Source organism: Streptomyces sp. NPDC021622, from assembly GCF_040640795.1.
Lineage (GTDB): Bacteria > Actinomycetota > Actinomycetes > Streptomycetales > Streptomycetaceae > Streptomyces.
In genome coordinates this window covers 463,524-480,548 of the sequence record NZ_JBFACK010000003.1, presented here as the reverse complement: position 1 = coordinate 480,548, position 17,025 = coordinate 463,524, and the positions used below count along the sequence as shown (strand labels likewise).

Sequence of the window (17,025 nt, the reverse complement as noted above, 5' to 3'; positions counted from 1 at the left end):
GCGCAGGCTCACCCGCGCGCCCCCCCGTCGCAACACCAGCAATACCAGCAACACAGGTAAGCACTGACATGAAGAAGCTCAAGGCGATCGGCGTAACACTCTTCGCCTCTGCACTGGTAGCAACCGGTTCAGGCTTCGCACATGCCTCGTCGGGCTGGGACTACAGGGGCGCCAGCACGTTCAAGAACCGCGACGTGGAACTCCACCTCTGGTTCAGGAGCTACGTCCACTCCGGCGGTGGCAGCTTCATGGCATGCGTCGACCCCACGTCGGACACGTACACGTATGCCCTGTGGGAGTACGACAAGACCGAGTCCCGCAAGGTCTCGTCGAAGAGGAGCAACGGCGGCTGCCTGACCTTCAAGAACATCGGCGACTACGTGGACGGCTCGAACAACAAGGCAGAGTTCATGCTCTCGACGGCGAACCCCGAGGGCGGCGACGGGGTCACGTACTGGGACTAGCAGCCCACAACGCCAGCCGTGCCGACGGGCCACGGCCGGCGTTCCGCCTCCCGCCGCCCCGGAAGATCCGGCCGCCGGCCGCTTGACGAGACCGGCACCCATCCCCGGACCGGCCGCGCACCTCTCCCGCACTTCCGACGAACTGGCCACGGGGCTCGGATCGCCGACCGGGCACACAGGCGGACTGCGCGTTGATCGTGCCGAGGCTCTGATCGGTCTTTACGGAGAGAGAGCTGACCCGCGGAGTGAGGTTCGCTCGGGTTTGGGCGTCGCCATGGCGGAGAAAGTCGCGATCGATGCAATTGCGGACCTTCTGCATTGGTTGCAGGCGCATGGCTGTGACCCGGACGAGGCCTTGGAGCGCGCGCAGGTGCACTTCGAAGCCGAAGCTACGGAGGCGCGTTGAGACGTTGCTAGTTGGCTCAACCAGCTTGCCGGACCAACAGGGACTCCGGGATGCTCGACAGGATGGCGGGCTCTTGGGGGCCGCGGTGGGCGAAGTGGAGATCCTCGCGGGCACGCGTACACAGAACGAACAGGAGAAGACGCGCGTCCACGCTGGTCGGGTCCTCTGTGTACGCGTCCAGGTCCGGAACGAAGACGCTGTCGAACTCCAAGCCCTTCATGCTGGCAGTGGTGACAAGCCGGATGGGTTTCGTGGAGAAGTCGATGGCGTCCCGGTATCGATCGTTGTGCACGTACGCCTGGGTGTGCTTCGCAAGCCCCAGGTTCGTGAGCTCGCTCTGGATGTTCCGCAGTAAATTGGTCGACCTGCAGATGATTCCGATGCTTCGATCCGGATGAGCGCTGAAGTACTGGGAAACGCCGGTGAGGAGATACCCCAGGGAGGGCACCCTCAGGATCGTCGGTCTGCGGCCGACCTGTGAGGGTAGAGGAATCTCACCCGCGGCCCTCTCGCAGAACTCGTACGCCAGCATGGCGATCTCTCGACTGTTCCTGCGGTTCTCGCGCAGCACGAGCGGATCGCCCTGCACGGTGAGGGCGCGGCATATCTCGGACAGAGTGCTCTGCTCGTCGTCGATCCGCTCGTGCTCGTCCGCGAATACGGTGACGCCGACACCGAGGATGCGGCACAACTGGTAGAAGCCGAGGGGAAGATTCTGCCCCTCGTCGATCACCAGATGCGTGGCCAGCGTGACCTCCTGCAGGATGCAGTTCCGCTGCATCTCGGTCCAGTCGTAGATCCACCCGTCCTCGTCGACTTTTGGGGGATCGGTCTGGAAGCGCCTGCGCCAGACAGCTTTGATCCACCGATGGTACGAGGTGACGTTGAGAGCTTCCGTCAGGTCCGGCGCCAATTGGACGAGGTACTGATGCAGCAGATTGGAACGTGTGAAGAGGGCGACATCGCGCCCGGCGGTTGCCAGCGCCCACGCGCGATAGACGGCCATCACGGTCTTGCCGGCGCCGGCTTCTCCCGTGATGACGTGACTTCCATGGAACGGGAGGTCGATGACTACCTGCTGCTCGATCTCGAGGTCGAGGAGGGAAGGAATCTTCATGGCAGATCGATGGCCGCGGCCGATTCCTCCAGCGCTGCCTGGACGACCCCCCGAAAGAATCCCGGGACCTCACCGTCGCCGATCAACAGTGTCCTGTCCAAAAGGGAGTTGTCGATCTCGCAGCATGTCTCGGGAAGGAGCGTGCACGCGTGGCAGGCGGCGCGGTTGAGGTTGGCCAGAGACCTTCCGGTCGAGTCGGCGCACAGTGGGTCCTGCGAGCACCATTGGGCCGATTCGAGCAGTCGGATCAAAGTCTCGGCGAGGTTCGGTGGTTGCCCCTGACGGACGAGCCCGCCCAACGTGCCCTCTGCGTCTCCGGCGGCTGTGTATATGAACACGCCTGCCTGGGACGGATGTTCACTGCCCGGTGAATGGCTCCGGGCGTAGACGCGTTCCCGTAGCGAGGCAGAGTTGTATCCGCTGTCATAAGAGAGTTGGCGGATGAAGTGATGGGCCAGAGTGTGCAGCATCACGAATCGGGGGAGGAGTTCCGGACCCGATTTGCCTCTCAGCCGGTCGACCTTGAAGGAGGCGTCCAGGTTGCGCTCGATCCGTCGTGTCCAGTCCCGTACCGGCGAAAGCTTCTCCCAGGTACTCAGGCGGCGCTCGTCGACGGCGATGAAGATTCCTTCGCCGTAGGTTTCCACGGCGGGCAGCCACCTGGCACGGTTTTTCGTGTTGACCGACACGAAGCGCCCGCCCTCGTCCTCTTCGCTGTCGCCGGAGCTGGGCTCGTACCGCGAGAAGCCTTCGAGTGCACGGACTTCGCGTACTCGGTCCGCTACGACGACCGCAGAGATACCCGCAGCCAGCTCCTGCATGGATGCAGGATCGTCGTCTCCGATTCCGAGGTGGGTCCGGCGCACGGAGAAGGTCTTGGAATCGGCTACGGATTCCGGGACAGAAAAGGCAGCCCATTCAGCGATGCTGAGGTCATCGTCCGAATCAGCCTGTGGCGGCGTCGACGCGGCCTGGCAGGCATGGCGGCGTCGCATAGTTTCCACAAATTCCTCGGAAACATCGCATCGGTTGGCTATCAGAGTTACGAGGGCACCGGAGATCGGGCCGTCATCCGCGCTGATGAGATCCAGCCAAAGTGGATCAATGATGACCTTCTGGGCCGATTCATCATCCTCGGACAGGCCCGAGGGCGCAGGGATGTCGATCGCCGAATGCGTGATCGGGAAGTACACGTTGGAGGCGCCACGCTGTACTGCCTGTGGTGTTTCCTCGCAGGGATCCGCCTCGTCGGTCTCGTCCTGCCAGGGGTGGGTTCCCGGGCATCGTGGGGCCGTCTGTTTGAGGATGTTCTTCTGGCTGATTCCTTCCAGGCTGCGTGCGGCCCGACAGGCGACACAGGCGACGCGCAGGGCCTCGAGCCCGGAGGATTCGGGAGTGGCGACGAATCGCAGTCGGTGGACCTGGCATTGACGCTGATCATGCCCTTCGCCCTTGGAGTGAGCCCATCGGCGCCAGTCGATATCGGCCATATGGCCGGCCCTGCATACCTGGATGAAACGCATCGGGGCCAGCTGCGACTTTGCCGTGCACTGCTTGCACGTGGGTTGCTTGTCCCTCACTTCACGACCCGTGTGCCAGAGCACCATTTCCCTGCACTGAGGGCAGAACAACCACTTGGGAAATCGTACATACGAGGGTCCTTTTCGGTACGCGAAGGAGGCTTTCCTCCCGGAAGGGATGACCGGGGCCGCACGGAAGGCCTCGACTCCCAATTTCCTTGCGAGTCGTGGTGATTCCACCCCCTCGGCGTTGGCCGGCCAACTCCGGATATCGGCGGCCACGAACGATTCCCCTCGGAGGTCGACGATCCCGCCGACGCCGAAGGGGACGATGGTCTGAGCCCTTCGGACTTTGCGTCGAATGTCTTTCACTGCTGTCACGTTCCCCTTACGGCGACGAGGCACTCACGGTCGACGTTGCGCATCGATTGAGCCGTCTCCCACACTCCGCCTTGCTTTCCGAAGTCGGTGAGAAGCGACGTGTGCGGTCGCCCCTGAGATCGGTAGAAGAGAGGTCGTCCTTCGCCACGCGCGGTGTTCGCCTCCTGTTCCCACTCTGCGATCAGGGAGTCCAACCGTTCGGCCGCGTCGTCGGCCTCGTGCGGATCGGCCTGTCGGACGTGATCCATCACGAGGTCGCGGACTCGTGCGACCTCGGTCATGTGGTCGACGATGTCCCCGGCTTTGCGCTCTGCGCTCAGGCCGATTCCGTGTCGCACAAGGATGGTGAGCACCGCGTGCAGCGCGCGGTTGCGCGACGGCATGGACCACGGCGTGACGCTGGTCGGTTCGACGTGCCGATACAGCGAGCGGTGATAGACACCGAACGACTCGTAGTGGGACCGGTCGCGTGGTTTGGTCGAGCGGAAGAGCGTGACGATCAGTCCGGGTACATGACGACGGCCGACGCGGCTGGTGGCCTGGATGTACTCCGATGTCGTCTTGGGTTGCCCGTTCATCAGCATGAGACCGAGCCGTGGAACGTCGACGCCCACGGAGAGCATGTTGGTCGTGGCGAGGAAGGAGACGCTGCCGCGTTCCTTGAAGCTCTTGCCCAGGCGTTCAAGGAGCCGTGGTTGAGCCGCGCGAGGGATATTGCTGGTGAGCTCGACGACCGAGTCGTCGTTCAACTCGCGCCGCAGGGTGTCGTCGTTCGTCAGATGCTCCAGACGCGCGGGGATGTCGTCTCTCGCGATCGTGACGGTTCTTCCGAGTTCTCGCAGGCTGTTGTGATAGGCGACCGCGGTCCAATACGCGTCGCGGAGAGTGTCGTCGTCGCAGATCTCCTTCGGGGCCTGCAACGTTGCGGCACCCACGTGGACGGTAGAGGTCGAGGCAGTGTGTCCCTGTGCCATCACGCCCACGTACAGGCGTCCGGGCTTGTCCCTGTCGGGCGAGGCGAAGTAGGAGTGACCGGCTTCGATCCCCGCCGGAGGGAAGAGCTGTGCGGGGCGACCATAGAGGCTGCGGATCTGCTCCTGCGAGCGGCGGATCGTCGCCGTCGACGCGATGACCTTCGGCGTGGTGCCGCGCCAGGCGCACAGTTCGAGAATGGCTGATTCGTACAGCCCGACTGTTGTTCCCAGTGGTCCGGCCAGCAGGTGCAATTCGTCCTGGATCACCAGTGAGGGCGCGCGCTTGCCGTCCAGGCCGAAGAGGTTCCCCGCCTCTGGTTCCCATGCCAGCCGCGCGAACTTGTCCACGGTGCCGAGCACGAAGGTCGGAGGTTCTTTGTAGATCTGTTCGTCCACGACGGCAACCGGTAGCAACTTGTGGAAGTCGCAGGTGTCGCGCGGACAGAAGAACGAGGTGGTGACCCCGTCTGCCCGGATACCGAAGTCCCGGTCCTGTCCGTGCCGTTCCGGAACGATCTCGGTGCCGCACCAGGGGCAGCGTTCCAACAGAAAGCGGTCGTCGGGTTCGTTCATCTGCTTCAGGGAATCGAGCTCGTCCTGTGCAGCGGAGATCTTGTTCGGCGTCGTCTCCTGGCCCACCCAGAGTCCGATGGAGATCGGCTCCTTCCCCAGATCATGGGGCTGCGGGCCGTCGTCTCCCCGCCTGATGTACTCCAGGGCGCAGATGGCCGTTGCCGTGCGCTGGAACTGCTGTGTGGTGAGCAGACTCAGCGTGTATCGGCTCAGAACGGCCGTGCCGCCCCCGGCCGCCTTGAACCGCAGCCGGCGCCAGAGAATCTCGAAGCAGGCGGTGAGGAGATACGCCTCCGTCTTGCCTCCGCCAGTGGGAAACCAGATGAGGTCCACCGTCTTGCGGTCCTCGTGTTCGGGCTTCATCAGGCCCTCGACCACGAGCAGGAAGTAGGCGAGTTGGAACGGGTGCCAGGCATAGTCGTCACTGGGCTCGGTGAGTTCGACGACCTCGCTGTTTCTGCGGCGGCGGCTGCCAGCCAGTTCCGGCCGACTGTGGAGCATCTGGAGCGCCATGGCCCGGTTGGCCAGGCGAAATGCCTCGCGTGCCTTGATTCCCGACGGGGTCGACGCGGTGAGTGCCTCCACCCCGGCCGACATGCGGTCGAGCGCGGCCTCGATACGGTCGAGGATGCGTCGGGCGGGCGCTGCGGCCCACGGCCGCAAGGAATCCGCCTCCGACCGTTGGGTGTCGAACCACTTGCGATAGCCCAGGACGAAGGAGTGCAGTTCGGCCCGGAGATCGTCCACTTCGAGCCCGGGACGGGACAGGTGCGCGAGGTTGAGTACCGGCAGATCCTTCGGCCCATCGGGTTTGATGTGCTCGACCACCTGCTGAGGCATGACCTGCGCTCGTACGGTCGTTACGTGGTCGGATACGGCGTCCCACTCCACGGCACATCCGTGCCCCACGGCCCGGTTCACGATGTGCCTGTACTGGACGCGAAGCTCTTGCTCCTCCTCGTCGCGACTGTTGAGTCGGGTGCTCGGGTACTCGAGGATCGTCCCGCCGAGTGTCGTCGCCGCCAACTCTGCCTGGAAGAGCATCAGATCGCGGTCCTTGTAGGTGCTCTCCTCCTCGTCGTGGGCGTTCGCCAGCACGCAGGTGACGAGATGCCCGATACCAAATGGGCGCCACCGGACATGGAGGCGTCCGTGACCGTCCAGGACACGGATGGGGAGCTTCTGCTCCGGAGTGACAGTCTCCGTTGTGGAGAGTCGCGGTTGTCTCTGCCAGCTGCGGCGTCCGCCTTCACGGGACGTCAAGTAGCGAGAGGCCTCACAAGTCACCTTGATCTGATGAGCGTTGGTGAAGAAGGAGAAACCGAGAGACGACGGAAGCCACGCATTCGCCTCCGCCACCGGATCGTCGGCAAAGCAGTCCTCTTCGCCGGTTCCAGCCTCTGTTTCGTTGAAATTCTGCTCGCCGTCCTCCTGCGAGTGCTCCGACAAGGAAGCTCCACGCGGATACAACGTGCCCATCAGATAGCGCCGGTCAGGAGGGTCGACGAGGGTCTCGACCTCGGTGGCGGGCGGACCGACCAACTGCCGGCGGAGGTACGCCACGAAGTCGGCGCGGTGATCGGAGAGCCGCGATTCGGAGTCGTTCACTTGAGGTGCCCCTCCCGGGCCAGTACGGCCATACCCAGGTCCCTCAGTTTCTGGCGGGTGCCGGGACGACAGGCGATCCAGAGCTGGGCGCGAGCCCTGGTCCAGGCGACGTAGAGTGCGTCGAGGCGCCCTTCGAGGTGTTCGGGTTCGAGGTCGATCAGACAGACGACATGGTTCTCGTGGCCCTTGAAGTCGACGATGGAGGACCAGGTGAGACGGTGCTTCGTCCGATCGGTCCCGACCACGTCGGCAAATCGCTCGATCTTGGACGCTCGCTGTGACAGACGAGCCGAGCTCGTTCCCCAGTCCCCGGAAGCGGACAGCAGCGTGATGTCCCTCGGGGAGACTCCGTCCCGCACAAGTTCGTTGACGTAGGCATCGAGGGCGGTGGCCTCGTCCTGTGCATCGTGCACGTCGGTGAAGCGGGCAGGCTCCCCCTCACCCGCGGAGGCGACGCCGAGGTTGGCTCCCGTGTAGGAGCGGACCTGCTTGACGATCTGCACAGTGTTGCGGCAGTTGCGCTTCATGGGCCCATACGGGAAGCCCAGGGGCTGCAGGTACTCCCAGGCGTCGGGGTCGTAGGCGTCGGGGGTCAGGACCTGGTTGTTCTGGTCGAGCATGAAGAGCCATCGCCCCTCGGAGAGACCACCCGAGACCAGCTTCTCCAGGGTGTCGAGACACTCGAGGGTCATCAAGTCCTGCGCCTCGTCGACGATCAGTTGGTCGAAGGCGCGTCCCTCCACCTCGTCGAGACGGTCGAACGGCAGGACGGTGATCGCGTCGTCGGACAGGATCCGGTCCATGTGGGTAGCCAGCGTGGTACTCGCGCAGGTGAACAGGACGCTACTGGTGGCGGACTTGCGACGAGCTGCCTCGGCGGCGAGGAACGTCTTGCCGGTGCCTGCGCCACCGGTCCAGATGAGGCGGCGGTGGGACTCCAACTCGTCCAGCCTGTCGAGCTGTTCGTTGGTGAGACGTTCGAAGGCGACATCGAGATGCGTCAGCCGGGATTGCAGATTGGGTACGAGGTCGAAATTCGGACGGATGGCATCGAGTATCCGTTTGCGCAGGGCGGCGGAGACGGGGGTGCGTGCCCACTTGTTCCGCTCCAGCCAGAAGCGGGTCGCTCGTTCGATGCCCTGTGCCAGACCGCGTCCGCCGTCGTACGCGGTGGTGCCCAGATACTGTTGCGGCTCGAACTCGGTCGTGCGTTGGAGGTCGATGTCCGTGGTGACCACGAGGTATCCGCTGGGGATGCCGTGGTCTCTCAAGTTCCCGACCAGGGCGCCGATTTCCCGGTCGAGTTCGTGCATGCCCCCGCTGGCCTGAGTGAAGGGGCTCTCCTTGGGGCCCTCCTCGCGACCGGGCGGGCCGTAGTACCACTTCCCGTCGCGTTGTCGGACCTGACCGCCCTTGACCTCGATGAAGAGCAGCATGTCGGGCATGATGACGACGAAGTCGATCTCGCCGACACGCTTCTTGTGGTGCTGGGGGAGATGGACCGCGTGCAGCGCGACGCTCTGGTCATCGGGAATCGCCTTGAGCGCCGCGAACACGCTGCGTTCGCCCCGGCTCGTGGTGCTGCTCGAGATCTCGCTCGGAATGATCCGCATCAACTCTCCCCATGGTTAAGCCAGGACGCCCTCAAACTACCGAGTGGCACATCCTCAAGGCACGGGCTCTGGCCAGAAGTGCTGGCAGCGGCGGCCCGATGAATGATGGACTACGAGGGGGCAGCGACGGAACGAGGGTGCGGGGGAGTGATGACCACGGAGCGGGGCGGATCCAGCAGGCAGATGGCTGACGCCGGCTGGGATCGGCTCGTCGGACTCATACGTCGATTCACGGCCGAAGGACTCGACCGCCGTACAGCTCTGGAGCAGGTGATGAAGGCCGCGCGCCTCGACGCGCAGCAGACCGAGGCGTTGTACGAGGCTGTGGTGGCGGCGGCGGTCGAAGACGAGGACAGCGAGGAAGAGTCGGACTTCGCGCAGCGCGCGACTGCCGACCGCGAGGCCGGCCTCGACGAGGTTCTCGACGACCTGGATTCCCCCGAGGAGGAAGAGGAAGTCCCGGACATCGAGTCGTTGCGCGGGACGGTGCGTATCGACGACATGGACGCCGCCCGTCGTGCCGCTCGGGAGCTGCTCGATTCCGATCGGAGGCGAGCGAACCCGCAACGTCGCCTACTGAGCGCCGAGGAGGAAGTGGGGCTCTGCCTCTTGTTCCGAGGCGACAGAAGCCCATCGGAGTCGTTGCCCGATGGGTACCTGGCGACACTTGCGCAAGACAGCGAGGCGCACAGGGCGTTATCCGCAATGGTTCTCCACAATGAACTGCTCGTTCGTAAGATCCTGCGTGGATTGGGGCGAAACCAGGGCAATCCCATGTACGACGACCTTGCGCAGCACGGCATGCTCGGACTCATTCGCGCCGTGGAGAAGTTCGACATCGGCGTGGGATGCAAGTTTTCCACCTATGCCACGTGGTGGATTCGGCAACGCATCATTCGGGCCGTGATCAACGAAGAGGCGGCAATTCGGCTCCCTGTGCATATCTGGACCAATGTGGAGAAGGTTCGGAAGAGGGAGCGGGAATTTCTCGAGCAGGGCAGCATTCCCAATACCGATGATCTTGCTCTGGCGTGTGGGCTCAGCCCCGCCAAGGTTGAGGTCTATCGGCGGTTGGGGCGTCGGGCGGTTCTGTCGCTCGCGCAACCCATCGGCGAGAACGCGACTCTCGGAGAAATGGTCGTCGACGCGGTTCGGCCGATGTCAGGTCCGGAGCAGGAACTGCGGTCCAAATTTGAGCGCGAGGAGCTCTATCAGCTGTTCGATGCTTGCGTGTTCACGGACAGGGTCAGGAAGATCCTTCGGCTGCGGCATGGATTTTTCGATGGCACATCTTGGACGTTGGATGAAATTGGTAAGGAATTTGGAGTAACGCGCGAACGTATTCGGCAGATAGAGAAGCGTGCGCTGAAGGACCTGAGGATCCAAATGGGATTGGAGCCCGATGATCCCGACGCGGAACGCCGCCGTCTGAAGGCCGCTCGAGAGATCGCTCGGGAAGCCGCTGAGAGAGCCGAACTCCGCAGAGTCCCGGAGGAGTGGGAGGAGCCGGGGGCCGGAGAGTCGCTGGCGCACAGCGGTGCCGGCGCACCGGAGACAGAGAACAGTTCCGACGGGAATGAGGGAACGGTGGCCTCGCAGGAGAGGGAGTTCGGTCGGTGGCTGGCCGAGCGGATGCAAGGAAACGGGACGGACGAAAATGAACTGGCGCACCGCCTGGGAGTGACGCGGGCGTTGGTCGAAGCCTGGCTCGGCGACCGTTCTGTGCCGCACCCGGACCTTTTGGCCAGGGTGCAGGACGTCCTTGGAGCCGAGGAGGGAACCCAGCAGGAGACCGAGCTCGGTCTGGATCAGCAGGACGAATCGGCGGCTGCGGTCGTGTGGTACCACCGTCCGGGGCACGACGACGGCGGGCGGGAGTTCGGCAACGCGGCGGCGTTCGCCTTCGAGGCCGACCTGGAGGTCCTGGCCCGTGAGGCGACCCAGAACAGCCTCGACGAACGCGACAGGAGGAACGACCGTCCGGTCAAGGTCTGTTACACCCTGCACGAACTGACCGGTTACGCCCTGGCCCGGTTCCGCACCGCGATCCGCTGGCACGACCTCCATCCCCACTATGAGGCGGCCGCCGCGCAGGACCAGAAGGTCGGACGGGTCATCAGTGCCGGTCTTCGGGAGATGCTGGAGCGGGATCGGCTGGTCCTTCTTCGTGTAGACGACTACAACGCCAACGGACTCACCGGTGACGACTACGAGGACGGTCGATTCGCCGCAGTGGTGCGGCGTCAGCTGGAGAGCCGCAAGTCGGATGCGGCGGCCGGTGGTTCATACGGCCTCGGAAAGGCCACGCTCTGGGCGACCAGCCGACTGGGACTGGTCCTCATGAACTCCACGCTCTCCGAACCGCATCATGGACACAGCCGACGACGACTGATCGGACGTCTCGATCTGCCCTGGCGGGAGGTGGACGGCAGGAGATTCGCCGGTCCCGCTTGGCTGGGCCGGCCGGATACCGAGGCGGCCAACGGGGAAGTGGTCCGCTCCTGGTGGGCTGATGAAGAGACGGTCGAAAATCTTCATTTGACCCGCGAGGGGGATGATCCTGGCACATCCTTCTTGATTGTCGGAGCGCATGATGTGGCCAGCCTCGTCGGTACTGGGCAGGACCAGGAAGGCGATGTTGGCGACGACGAGGACAGCCTGGAGCGCATGCACCAGAGGTTGGTCCAGGCGCTCGGGCGCAACTTCTGGGCCGCGATGACAGCGGGAACTGACCGCCGGCCACTGTTGGAGGCATCGGTACGGACTCTGCGCAATGGAGTGGAATGCATTGCCCAGGAGCGGGTCGAGCCACATGTTCATCAACCCGCGCGCTCGCGTGCTCTGCGGGCCTTCCTGAGCGGCACCACCGTGGAGCGCCTCACCGAGCCCGGCCAAGTTGCCCTCACAACAGTGCCGTTGAAGGTTCCGGAGAGGGATGGCCTTGCTGGTACAGCGGGTGAGCACCGGGCAGTGCTCCTCGTCACCGACGCCACGGATGACGACGGGCCGATCAATCGGGTGACTCAGATGCGTGGCAATCGCATGACGGTCAAGACCAGCTGGGTGCCCGGTCTCCCTGTGGGGACCAACCCGTTCCAGGCGGTCCTTCTTGCGGGCCGGGCGGCCGGAGCCGATGCGCCGTTCGCAGCCGAGGCTGAGGATTTCCTCCGATTCTCCGAGCCACCCGAGCACAACAAGTGGGCTCAGACCGAGGAGTTGAGGATGCGCTACTCGCCTTCGGCCTATCGACGGATTCAGGCATTGACGTCGGAGACCAACAGGGCCGTGCACGAACTTGTGGCAGTGCCCAAAGCGAAGAAGGCCAGCGGAACGAGCAAGGTCAGCAAGCGGCTCAAGCTCTCGGGCAAGCCCACCTCGAAGGTCAGGGGGACTGCGACACCTCCGAAACTGGACGATTTGCAGGCCGTGATCGACCCCTCCGGTGCGTGGCAGATCACCGCCGAGGTCAAGGTGACGCCTGGGGAAGAGCCCTGGCGAATGAGTCCTGTGGCGAAGCTGGAGGTTCGCTCCGGTACTCGCCCGGTGGTGAAGTGGGCGGAGCTGGCCGCTGTCAGCAACTGCGAACTGTCCGACGGGGTACTGCATTTCGCGCCTGGAACTCGCCGCGCAGTCTTTCGAGGTGTCACCGATGTGGCCACGCATCCGGTGAGGGCCGCGCTGACAGGTCTCGTCGTCGAACTCCACGAGAGCAAGGGGGGCTTGGCGTGAGGGTCTACCCGTACCCCCGACTGACCGGCGCGGTGACAGCGCGGGTCACGGCCGTGCGGCTTCGTGGCCACGGTGACATCCGTGAGCAGCTGGACACCACGGCCTATTCGGTTGTCGAGCAGGTCGTGGCACTCGGCAGGGCCGAACGCGACGACTGGCAGACCGCACGGCTCACCCTGAAGGCGAACGTACCGGTTCGTGAGATAGAGACGAAGGGCCACTGGTCCGACATCACGGTTGTCGCCGTTCTGACGGAGGGGGCCACCAACCTGCGCACTGTCGCAAGGCTGGCACCCTCGGCGGACGGTGGCAGGGACTGGAGTGGAGAGATCGAGCTCGACCGGGATGACCACCTGGACCGCGCGTCCCTCGCTGTGCACGTGGTGGCAACAGTCGGGGGGACATCGGGCCGGATCATTGCCTCCACCGATCAGGAGTGGTTGATCGATGTGACGGCCGACGCCCCCCTCAGAGATCGTGAACTCGAGGTCAGCACGGTCAGTTTCGCCCGAGGCGCGGAGTGGCTGCGGAGCTTCCGGGAGGCGCCCTGGATCGTGGACACCTCGGGGCGGATGCCCACCGTACGCCTGAACTCGGATTTCGAGGGCCTCGTACCGCTCGTGAGCGGGCGGGGTTCGAAGGTGGAGGGTGTGGTGGGCGAGATGTTGCTCGCCCAGATGTGCGCCGATGTGTGGACTGCGGTCTTTCACACCGCTATCGGCGACCTGGAGATCGAGGACGACGGGACTCCGCTCTTTCCTCCCGACTGGCGAGGTGCAGTGCTCCGGGAGATGCTCCCGGACATCGTCCCCGGGCGGTCTGAGGACGACGCTCTCCGAGATGTGCACAATCGGCGTATGGGCGAGGGGAGTTGGGCTGATCTTCAGCCGCGGATCCAGTACGCGGCCGGCCGCCGCGCCTCGGTTCCCCAAGCGCTGGCCGCCACAGTCCGTGACATTGAACGACTCGACCAGGAGACCAACGCGTGACTTCCCGCCCCGAGCATCTGCCGGAACGGCTTGCTCTGATCTCGGATGTGCAGGCCGCCGAGTACATCTCCGCCGGACTGCTCGAGGGGCGAGAGGACGTCCCCTCCATCGCGCTGAACAAGGTCGCCGAGCCGCTTCCGGGTGACGACGCGCGCATGCGACTGCATCGTGTCCGGGATCTGATCGACCACGCTTTGGACAGGTTCCGGGACGAGCGCCCCACGGCTGCGGACGCTTGGCTGGCACCGCGTCTGCACGAGACTCTTCGACTGACCCGACGGGAAGCGGCCGAGAAGCGGTTCTGGACGTATCTGGCCCTTGGCGTGGCGCCGGACTACGTGGTGTGGCGGCATCTTTCCGAACCGAAGGCGGACGGTTCGCACGGGAGCGTGGCTCGCGACAAGTTCGTCGGCCCGCACCGCAAGCAGACGTTCGCCCGGCTCTGGTGGGCGGCGGAACTCTTCCGCGACGGCTCGGACTACCGCACTGCCGTGGTGGCCTGTGGCAACCAGGACATGCTCAACTCCGCCCTCCGGTTGGATGTTATCGATCATCGTCCCACCGCTCTGGCTCTCGTCAGGCTGATGGAGCGAGGAACCGTGCGCACCGGTCGAGAGGTGAACGCCCTGACAACGGCGATCAACGCTGCCGCGGCGACCCTTATGTACGACGTCATCGCTCCGGACGTGGAACGTGACGGGGAGCCGCTACGCGACTGGATCTCGGCTGCCGAATCATCCCTACCGTCGCCCAGAGAACATCTACCCGAAGGCCCGGAGGAGGAGAGGGCTCCCGAGGAGGCGGTCGAGAGCCTGGTCGGTCACTTCGAGGAACTGTTCGTGGACGCTCAGGTCAGGGGGCGGACTTCCGACGAGAGCCAATGACCTTGTGCGATTCCGGAGGACATTGGCTCTGATCACCACACCCGAGGCGACGCAGGTCCTCCGTGGTGGTCCGGGACACGCTCGGCCAAATGCTCGCGGCTGCCAATTCCTTGTCGGAGGGGGCGTTCCCGCGCAACGCCCTGCCGAGTACGTGCATGCCCAGCCGAGGGGGCACGGCATTGCCGACCTGCTGTGCTTGGTCCTTTCCGGACCAGGGAAAGTTGTGCGGGAAAGTCTGGAGAACTCCGGATTCAGGGATGGTGAAGCGGTCGGACCGGCCGGCCTCGTACTCCGCGATGCTCTTGTAGACCTTGTTCCGAGAGATCTTCCCGGTGACCGTGAAGGCCGGCTCGGAGGACAGGCGCCTGCCGCGGTTCTTCGGGTCGCCTCCGGAGCCGTAGTTGGAGACGACGAAGAACTTCATCTTGTCTCCCGTCCGGAGCCGGGCCACGTCCACGGGGGAGCCTTGGAGCTTGCTCGCCGCGTCGAGGGCCTCCGCCATGGAGATCCAGCGCTGCTTGGTCTCGGGAATCGCCGAATCGGTCGGGAGCATGTCCGCCTGAGCAGCGTTGCGCTTGCCTCGATGCAGTTCGAAGGGCAGGTGAGTGGCTTCGAGCGGTTCGACGGCTCCATGCCCCGGGAGCCGAGCGACGAGTACGGCGCGTGTGCGCGTCTGCGGCACCCCGAATTGCTCGGTCTTCAACTCCCAGAAATCCGCTTCGTACTTGACGCCCTTGAGTCTCCCTTCGCCGCCGCTCAGAAGCTTCGCGTAGACCTCCCAGAGGGGCAGGACCGCAGGCACCTGCTCGAGAACGATCACCTTGTACGGGTCGCGGCCCTCTGTTTCGATCGCCTTGAGGAGCCAGCGGAGCGGCTCCAGGACCAAGGCGGTGCGTGAGTCACCGAGGGCATGCAGATCCTTGTCGATCCTTGCTTCGTCCTCCCCGTCCACCAGGCGGTGGATGAACTCCTTCACCGTGTCCAGCGCTCGCCGCCCAGCGCCGTTTCCCGCGACGGAGAAGGACTGGCAGGGCGGCCCCCCGGCGAGTACGTCGACCGATCTCGGGATCTCGTCGAAGCGGGTCTCGCGCATGACGCTCACATCGGCGTGGATCGTCGGGAGACCTGCCGCGTAGCGCGTCTCGCACGCGTTCCGGTCCCACTCGATCCCGATGCTCTTGAAGCCCAGAAAGTGCGCTGCTACGTCAAGGCCGCCAGGACCTGCGAAGAGGTCCAAGATCCGGACACCGTCGAGATGGTGAACCTGTGTTTCTGGGCTGTTCATGGGGTTGAAGTGTAGCCGGCGACGGAGGCTGTGGGTGCCCCCAATGCGGCTTGGATCGCCAGCCCGAGCGCCCTGCCGACGGGCGGCGGTGAGGCGTGCCCGATCTGGCGATAACGGGCCGTCTTCTTCCCGGCGAATCTCCAATCGGGCGGGAAGCCCTGCAGGAGCGCGGCCTGGTCCGCCGTGATCCTGACCATCCCGTGGCGCCCTGTCTCAGGAGTCCAGGCGAAGTCCGGTCCAGGAACGTCGTCGGCCACGGTGCCGCCATCGACTCCCATCCGGGCCCAGGCCTTTTTCGTCCCGGTCGGACCGAGATCCGCGCCTCCCCGTCTGTCCGACCCACCCACCAGCGTCGGGGCCACGCTGAGAGCCTGGGCTGCCCACCGGTCGGCGTCGCGCCAACCGCCCATGGCCATGGACCGGCGTAGAGCCCGACCGACGGCCCGATGCTCGCGCACTGTCGGCTCCGGTGGACGGAACGCGTCAAAGTACTGCTTCCTCAGCGCGACGAGAAGCCCTTGCTTCCGGTCCTGTGGCACATCGAAGTCGGCTGCGTTCAGGACGAACCACCGGAAGCGATAGCCGAGATGATCGAGTTCCTTGCGGATGAAGTCGCGTATCGGCTCGAAGTCGGGTGCGCCCACCAGCCCCGGTACGTTCTCGATGAGCAACGCCCGGGGCTGGACGGCGTGCGCCAGATAGACGGTCGCCTCCAGCAAGCGCAGCTCGGCCTCGGTCTCGGTCCGCGCGACGGTCGCGCTGGATTTCACGCGGGGCAGCCCGGCAGACAGGAGATCGACGTCGTAGGTCTCCTGGTGCTGCGAAGGGGCGAATTCCAGCAGATCCGTTTCCAGTACCTGCCACGCCGGTCGGTTCATGCGCAGTGTTTCGCAAGCCACTGATTTTTTGTCCAGGAGCAGTACGGGTTCGAAGCCGGCGTGTTCCAGCCCCAGGGCCAGCCCGCCCGCCCCCGCGCACACGTCGACGAATCGTAGTTTGTTCATCGGCCCCCGCCCTTCTGCCGTTGTTTCCGCCTGACTGCCCTTTCCAGGTCGACAGCTGCGGCCACCCGACGCATGACGGCGTCCGGTGATTCGTGTTCCCAGAAACGCAGAACCTTCCAGCCCTCGGACCGAAGCTGTTCGTTCGTCTCCTGGTCCCGCTCGATGTTGCGATCGAGTTTATGGCGCCACCATTCCGCATTCGCCTTGGGGCTGGTGGCGTGCTCCGGGCAGCCGTGCCAGAAGCAGCCGTCGATGAGAACGGCCACCCTGGCACGTGTGAATGCGATGTCGATCTTTCGCCTGTGCATGCCCGGCACCGGATAGTGGATCCGATAGCGGTATCCGGAGGCGTGGAGGAGCTTCCGTACTGCCCGTTCGGCAGTGGTGTCCCGGTTGCTCTGCCGGCTCATCCGGGCCGAGACGTCGGGGCTGGAGGGGGGTGCTGCGCGCATGCCCCCAGTGTCCTACTTACGACCGA

General features: G+C 64.7%; 11 protein-coding genes. 4 read left to right on the top strand and 7 right to left on the bottom strand.

The genetic code is table 11. The features are described 5' to 3' along the window. Window positions 1-68 precede the first annotated feature (68 nt). Complete coding sequence (locus AB0G47_RS09595) at window positions 69-464, top strand: hypothetical protein (RefSeq protein ID WP_360766130.1); 396 nt, start codon at window positions 69-71, stop codon at window positions 462-464. A 422-nt stretch (window positions 465-886) separates the two neighbouring features. Here AB0G47_RS09595 and AB0G47_RS09590 read toward each other — a convergent pair whose 3' ends face one another. From AB0G47_RS09590 to AB0G47_RS09575, 4 genes are read right to left on the bottom strand one after another with little or no spacing between them, the layout of a single operon-like run. Continuing rightward, a complete protein-coding gene (locus AB0G47_RS09590) occupies window positions 887-1,987 on the bottom strand; it encodes a hypothetical protein (protein WP_360766127.1) in 1,101 nt (366 codons plus the stop codon). Further along, a complete protein-coding gene (locus AB0G47_RS09585; RefSeq protein WP_360766579.1) occupies window positions 1,984-3,879 on the bottom strand; it encodes a DUF1998 domain-containing protein in 1,896 nt (631 codons plus the stop codon). Before AB0G47_RS09585 ends, AB0G47_RS09590 begins: the two co-directional genes overlap by 4 nt. 5 nt (window positions 3,880-3,884) lie before the next feature. After that, on the bottom strand, window positions 3,885-7,043 hold the full coding sequence (locus tag AB0G47_RS09580; RefSeq protein ID WP_360766124.1) for a helicase-related protein: 3,159 nt from the start codon (window positions 7,041-7,043) through the stop codon (window positions 3,885-3,887). Beyond that, window positions 7,040-8,656, bottom strand: a complete 1,617-nt coding sequence (locus AB0G47_RS09575; RefSeq protein WP_360766121.1) for an NERD domain-containing protein — start codon at window positions 8,654-8,656, stop codon at window positions 7,040-7,042. The genes AB0G47_RS09580 and AB0G47_RS09575 overlap by 4 nt, the downstream gene beginning before the upstream one ends. 150 nt (window positions 8,657-8,806) lie before the next feature. On the opposite strand from AB0G47_RS09575, the gene AB0G47_RS09570 reads away from it, so the two are divergent. From AB0G47_RS09570 to AB0G47_RS09560, 3 genes are read left to right on the top strand one after another with little or no spacing between them, the layout of a single operon-like run. Next, a complete protein-coding gene (locus tag AB0G47_RS09570) occupies window positions 8,807-12,385 on the top strand; it encodes a sigma-70 family RNA polymerase sigma factor (protein WP_360766118.1) in 3,579 nt (1,192 codons plus the stop codon). Further along, a complete protein-coding gene (locus AB0G47_RS09565; RefSeq protein ID WP_360766115.1) occupies window positions 12,382-13,374 on the top strand; it encodes a hypothetical protein in 993 nt (330 codons plus the stop codon). The genes AB0G47_RS09570 and AB0G47_RS09565 overlap by 4 nt, the downstream gene beginning before the upstream one ends. After that, window positions 13,371-14,258 (top strand): DUF6339 family protein, encoded by an 888-nt coding sequence (locus AB0G47_RS09560; RefSeq protein WP_360766112.1) that lies wholly within the window; start codon window positions 13,371-13,373, stop codon window positions 14,256-14,258. Before AB0G47_RS09565 ends, AB0G47_RS09560 begins: the two co-directional genes overlap by 4 nt. Here AB0G47_RS09560 and AB0G47_RS09555 read toward each other — a convergent pair. Genes AB0G47_RS09555 through AB0G47_RS09545 form a run of 3 tightly spaced genes read right to left on the bottom strand, consistent with a single transcriptional unit; the run spans window position 14,227 to window position 16,999 of the window. Beyond that, window positions 14,227-15,543 carry a DNA cytosine methyltransferase gene (locus AB0G47_RS09555; RefSeq protein ID WP_360766110.1) on the bottom strand — a complete coding sequence of 439 codons (1,317 nt, stop codon included), beginning with the start codon at window positions 15,541-15,543 and terminating at the stop codon, window positions 14,227-14,229. The genes AB0G47_RS09560 and AB0G47_RS09555 overlap by 32 nt on opposite strands. After that, a complete protein-coding gene (locus AB0G47_RS09550) occupies window positions 15,540-16,547 on the bottom strand; it encodes a DNA cytosine methyltransferase (protein WP_360766107.1) in 1,008 nt (335 codons plus the stop codon). Before AB0G47_RS09550 ends, AB0G47_RS09555 begins: the two co-directional genes overlap by 4 nt. Then, entirely contained in the window at window positions 16,544-16,999 is a 456-nt protein-coding gene (locus AB0G47_RS09545; RefSeq protein ID WP_360766104.1) for a very short patch repair endonuclease, read from the bottom strand. The genes AB0G47_RS09550 and AB0G47_RS09545 overlap by 4 nt, the downstream gene beginning before the upstream one ends. Window positions 17,000-17,025 lie beyond the last annotated feature (26 nt).

What these genes read in the sequence shown, in the direction of transcription:
- AB0G47_RS09595 (WP_360766130.1), top strand. Translation starts at nt 69, where the DNA reads ATGAAGAAGCTCAAGGCGATCGGCGTAACACTCTTCGCCTCTGCACTG.
- AB0G47_RS09590 (WP_360766127.1), bottom strand. Translation starts at nt 1,987, where the DNA reads ATGAAGATTCCTTCCCTCCTCGACCTCGAGATCGAGCAGCAGGTAGTC.
- AB0G47_RS09575 (WP_360766121.1), bottom strand. Translation starts at nt 8,656, where the DNA reads ATGCGGATCATTCCGAGCGAGATCTCGAGCAGCACCACGAGCCGGGGC.
- AB0G47_RS09570 (WP_360766118.1), top strand. Translation starts at nt 8,807, where the DNA reads ATGACCACGGAGCGGGGCGGATCCAGCAGGCAGATGGCTGACGCCGGC.
- AB0G47_RS09555 (WP_360766110.1), bottom strand. Translation starts at nt 15,543, where the DNA reads ATGAACAGCCCAGAAACACAGGTTCACCATCTCGACGGTGTCCGGATC.
- AB0G47_RS09550 (WP_360766107.1), bottom strand. Translation starts at nt 16,547, where the DNA reads ATGAACAAACTACGATTCGTCGACGTGTGCGCGGGGGCGGGCGGGCTG.
- AB0G47_RS09545 (WP_360766104.1), bottom strand. Translation starts at nt 16,999, where the DNA reads ATGCGCGCAGCACCCCCCTCCAGCCCCGACGTCTCGGCCCGGATGAGC.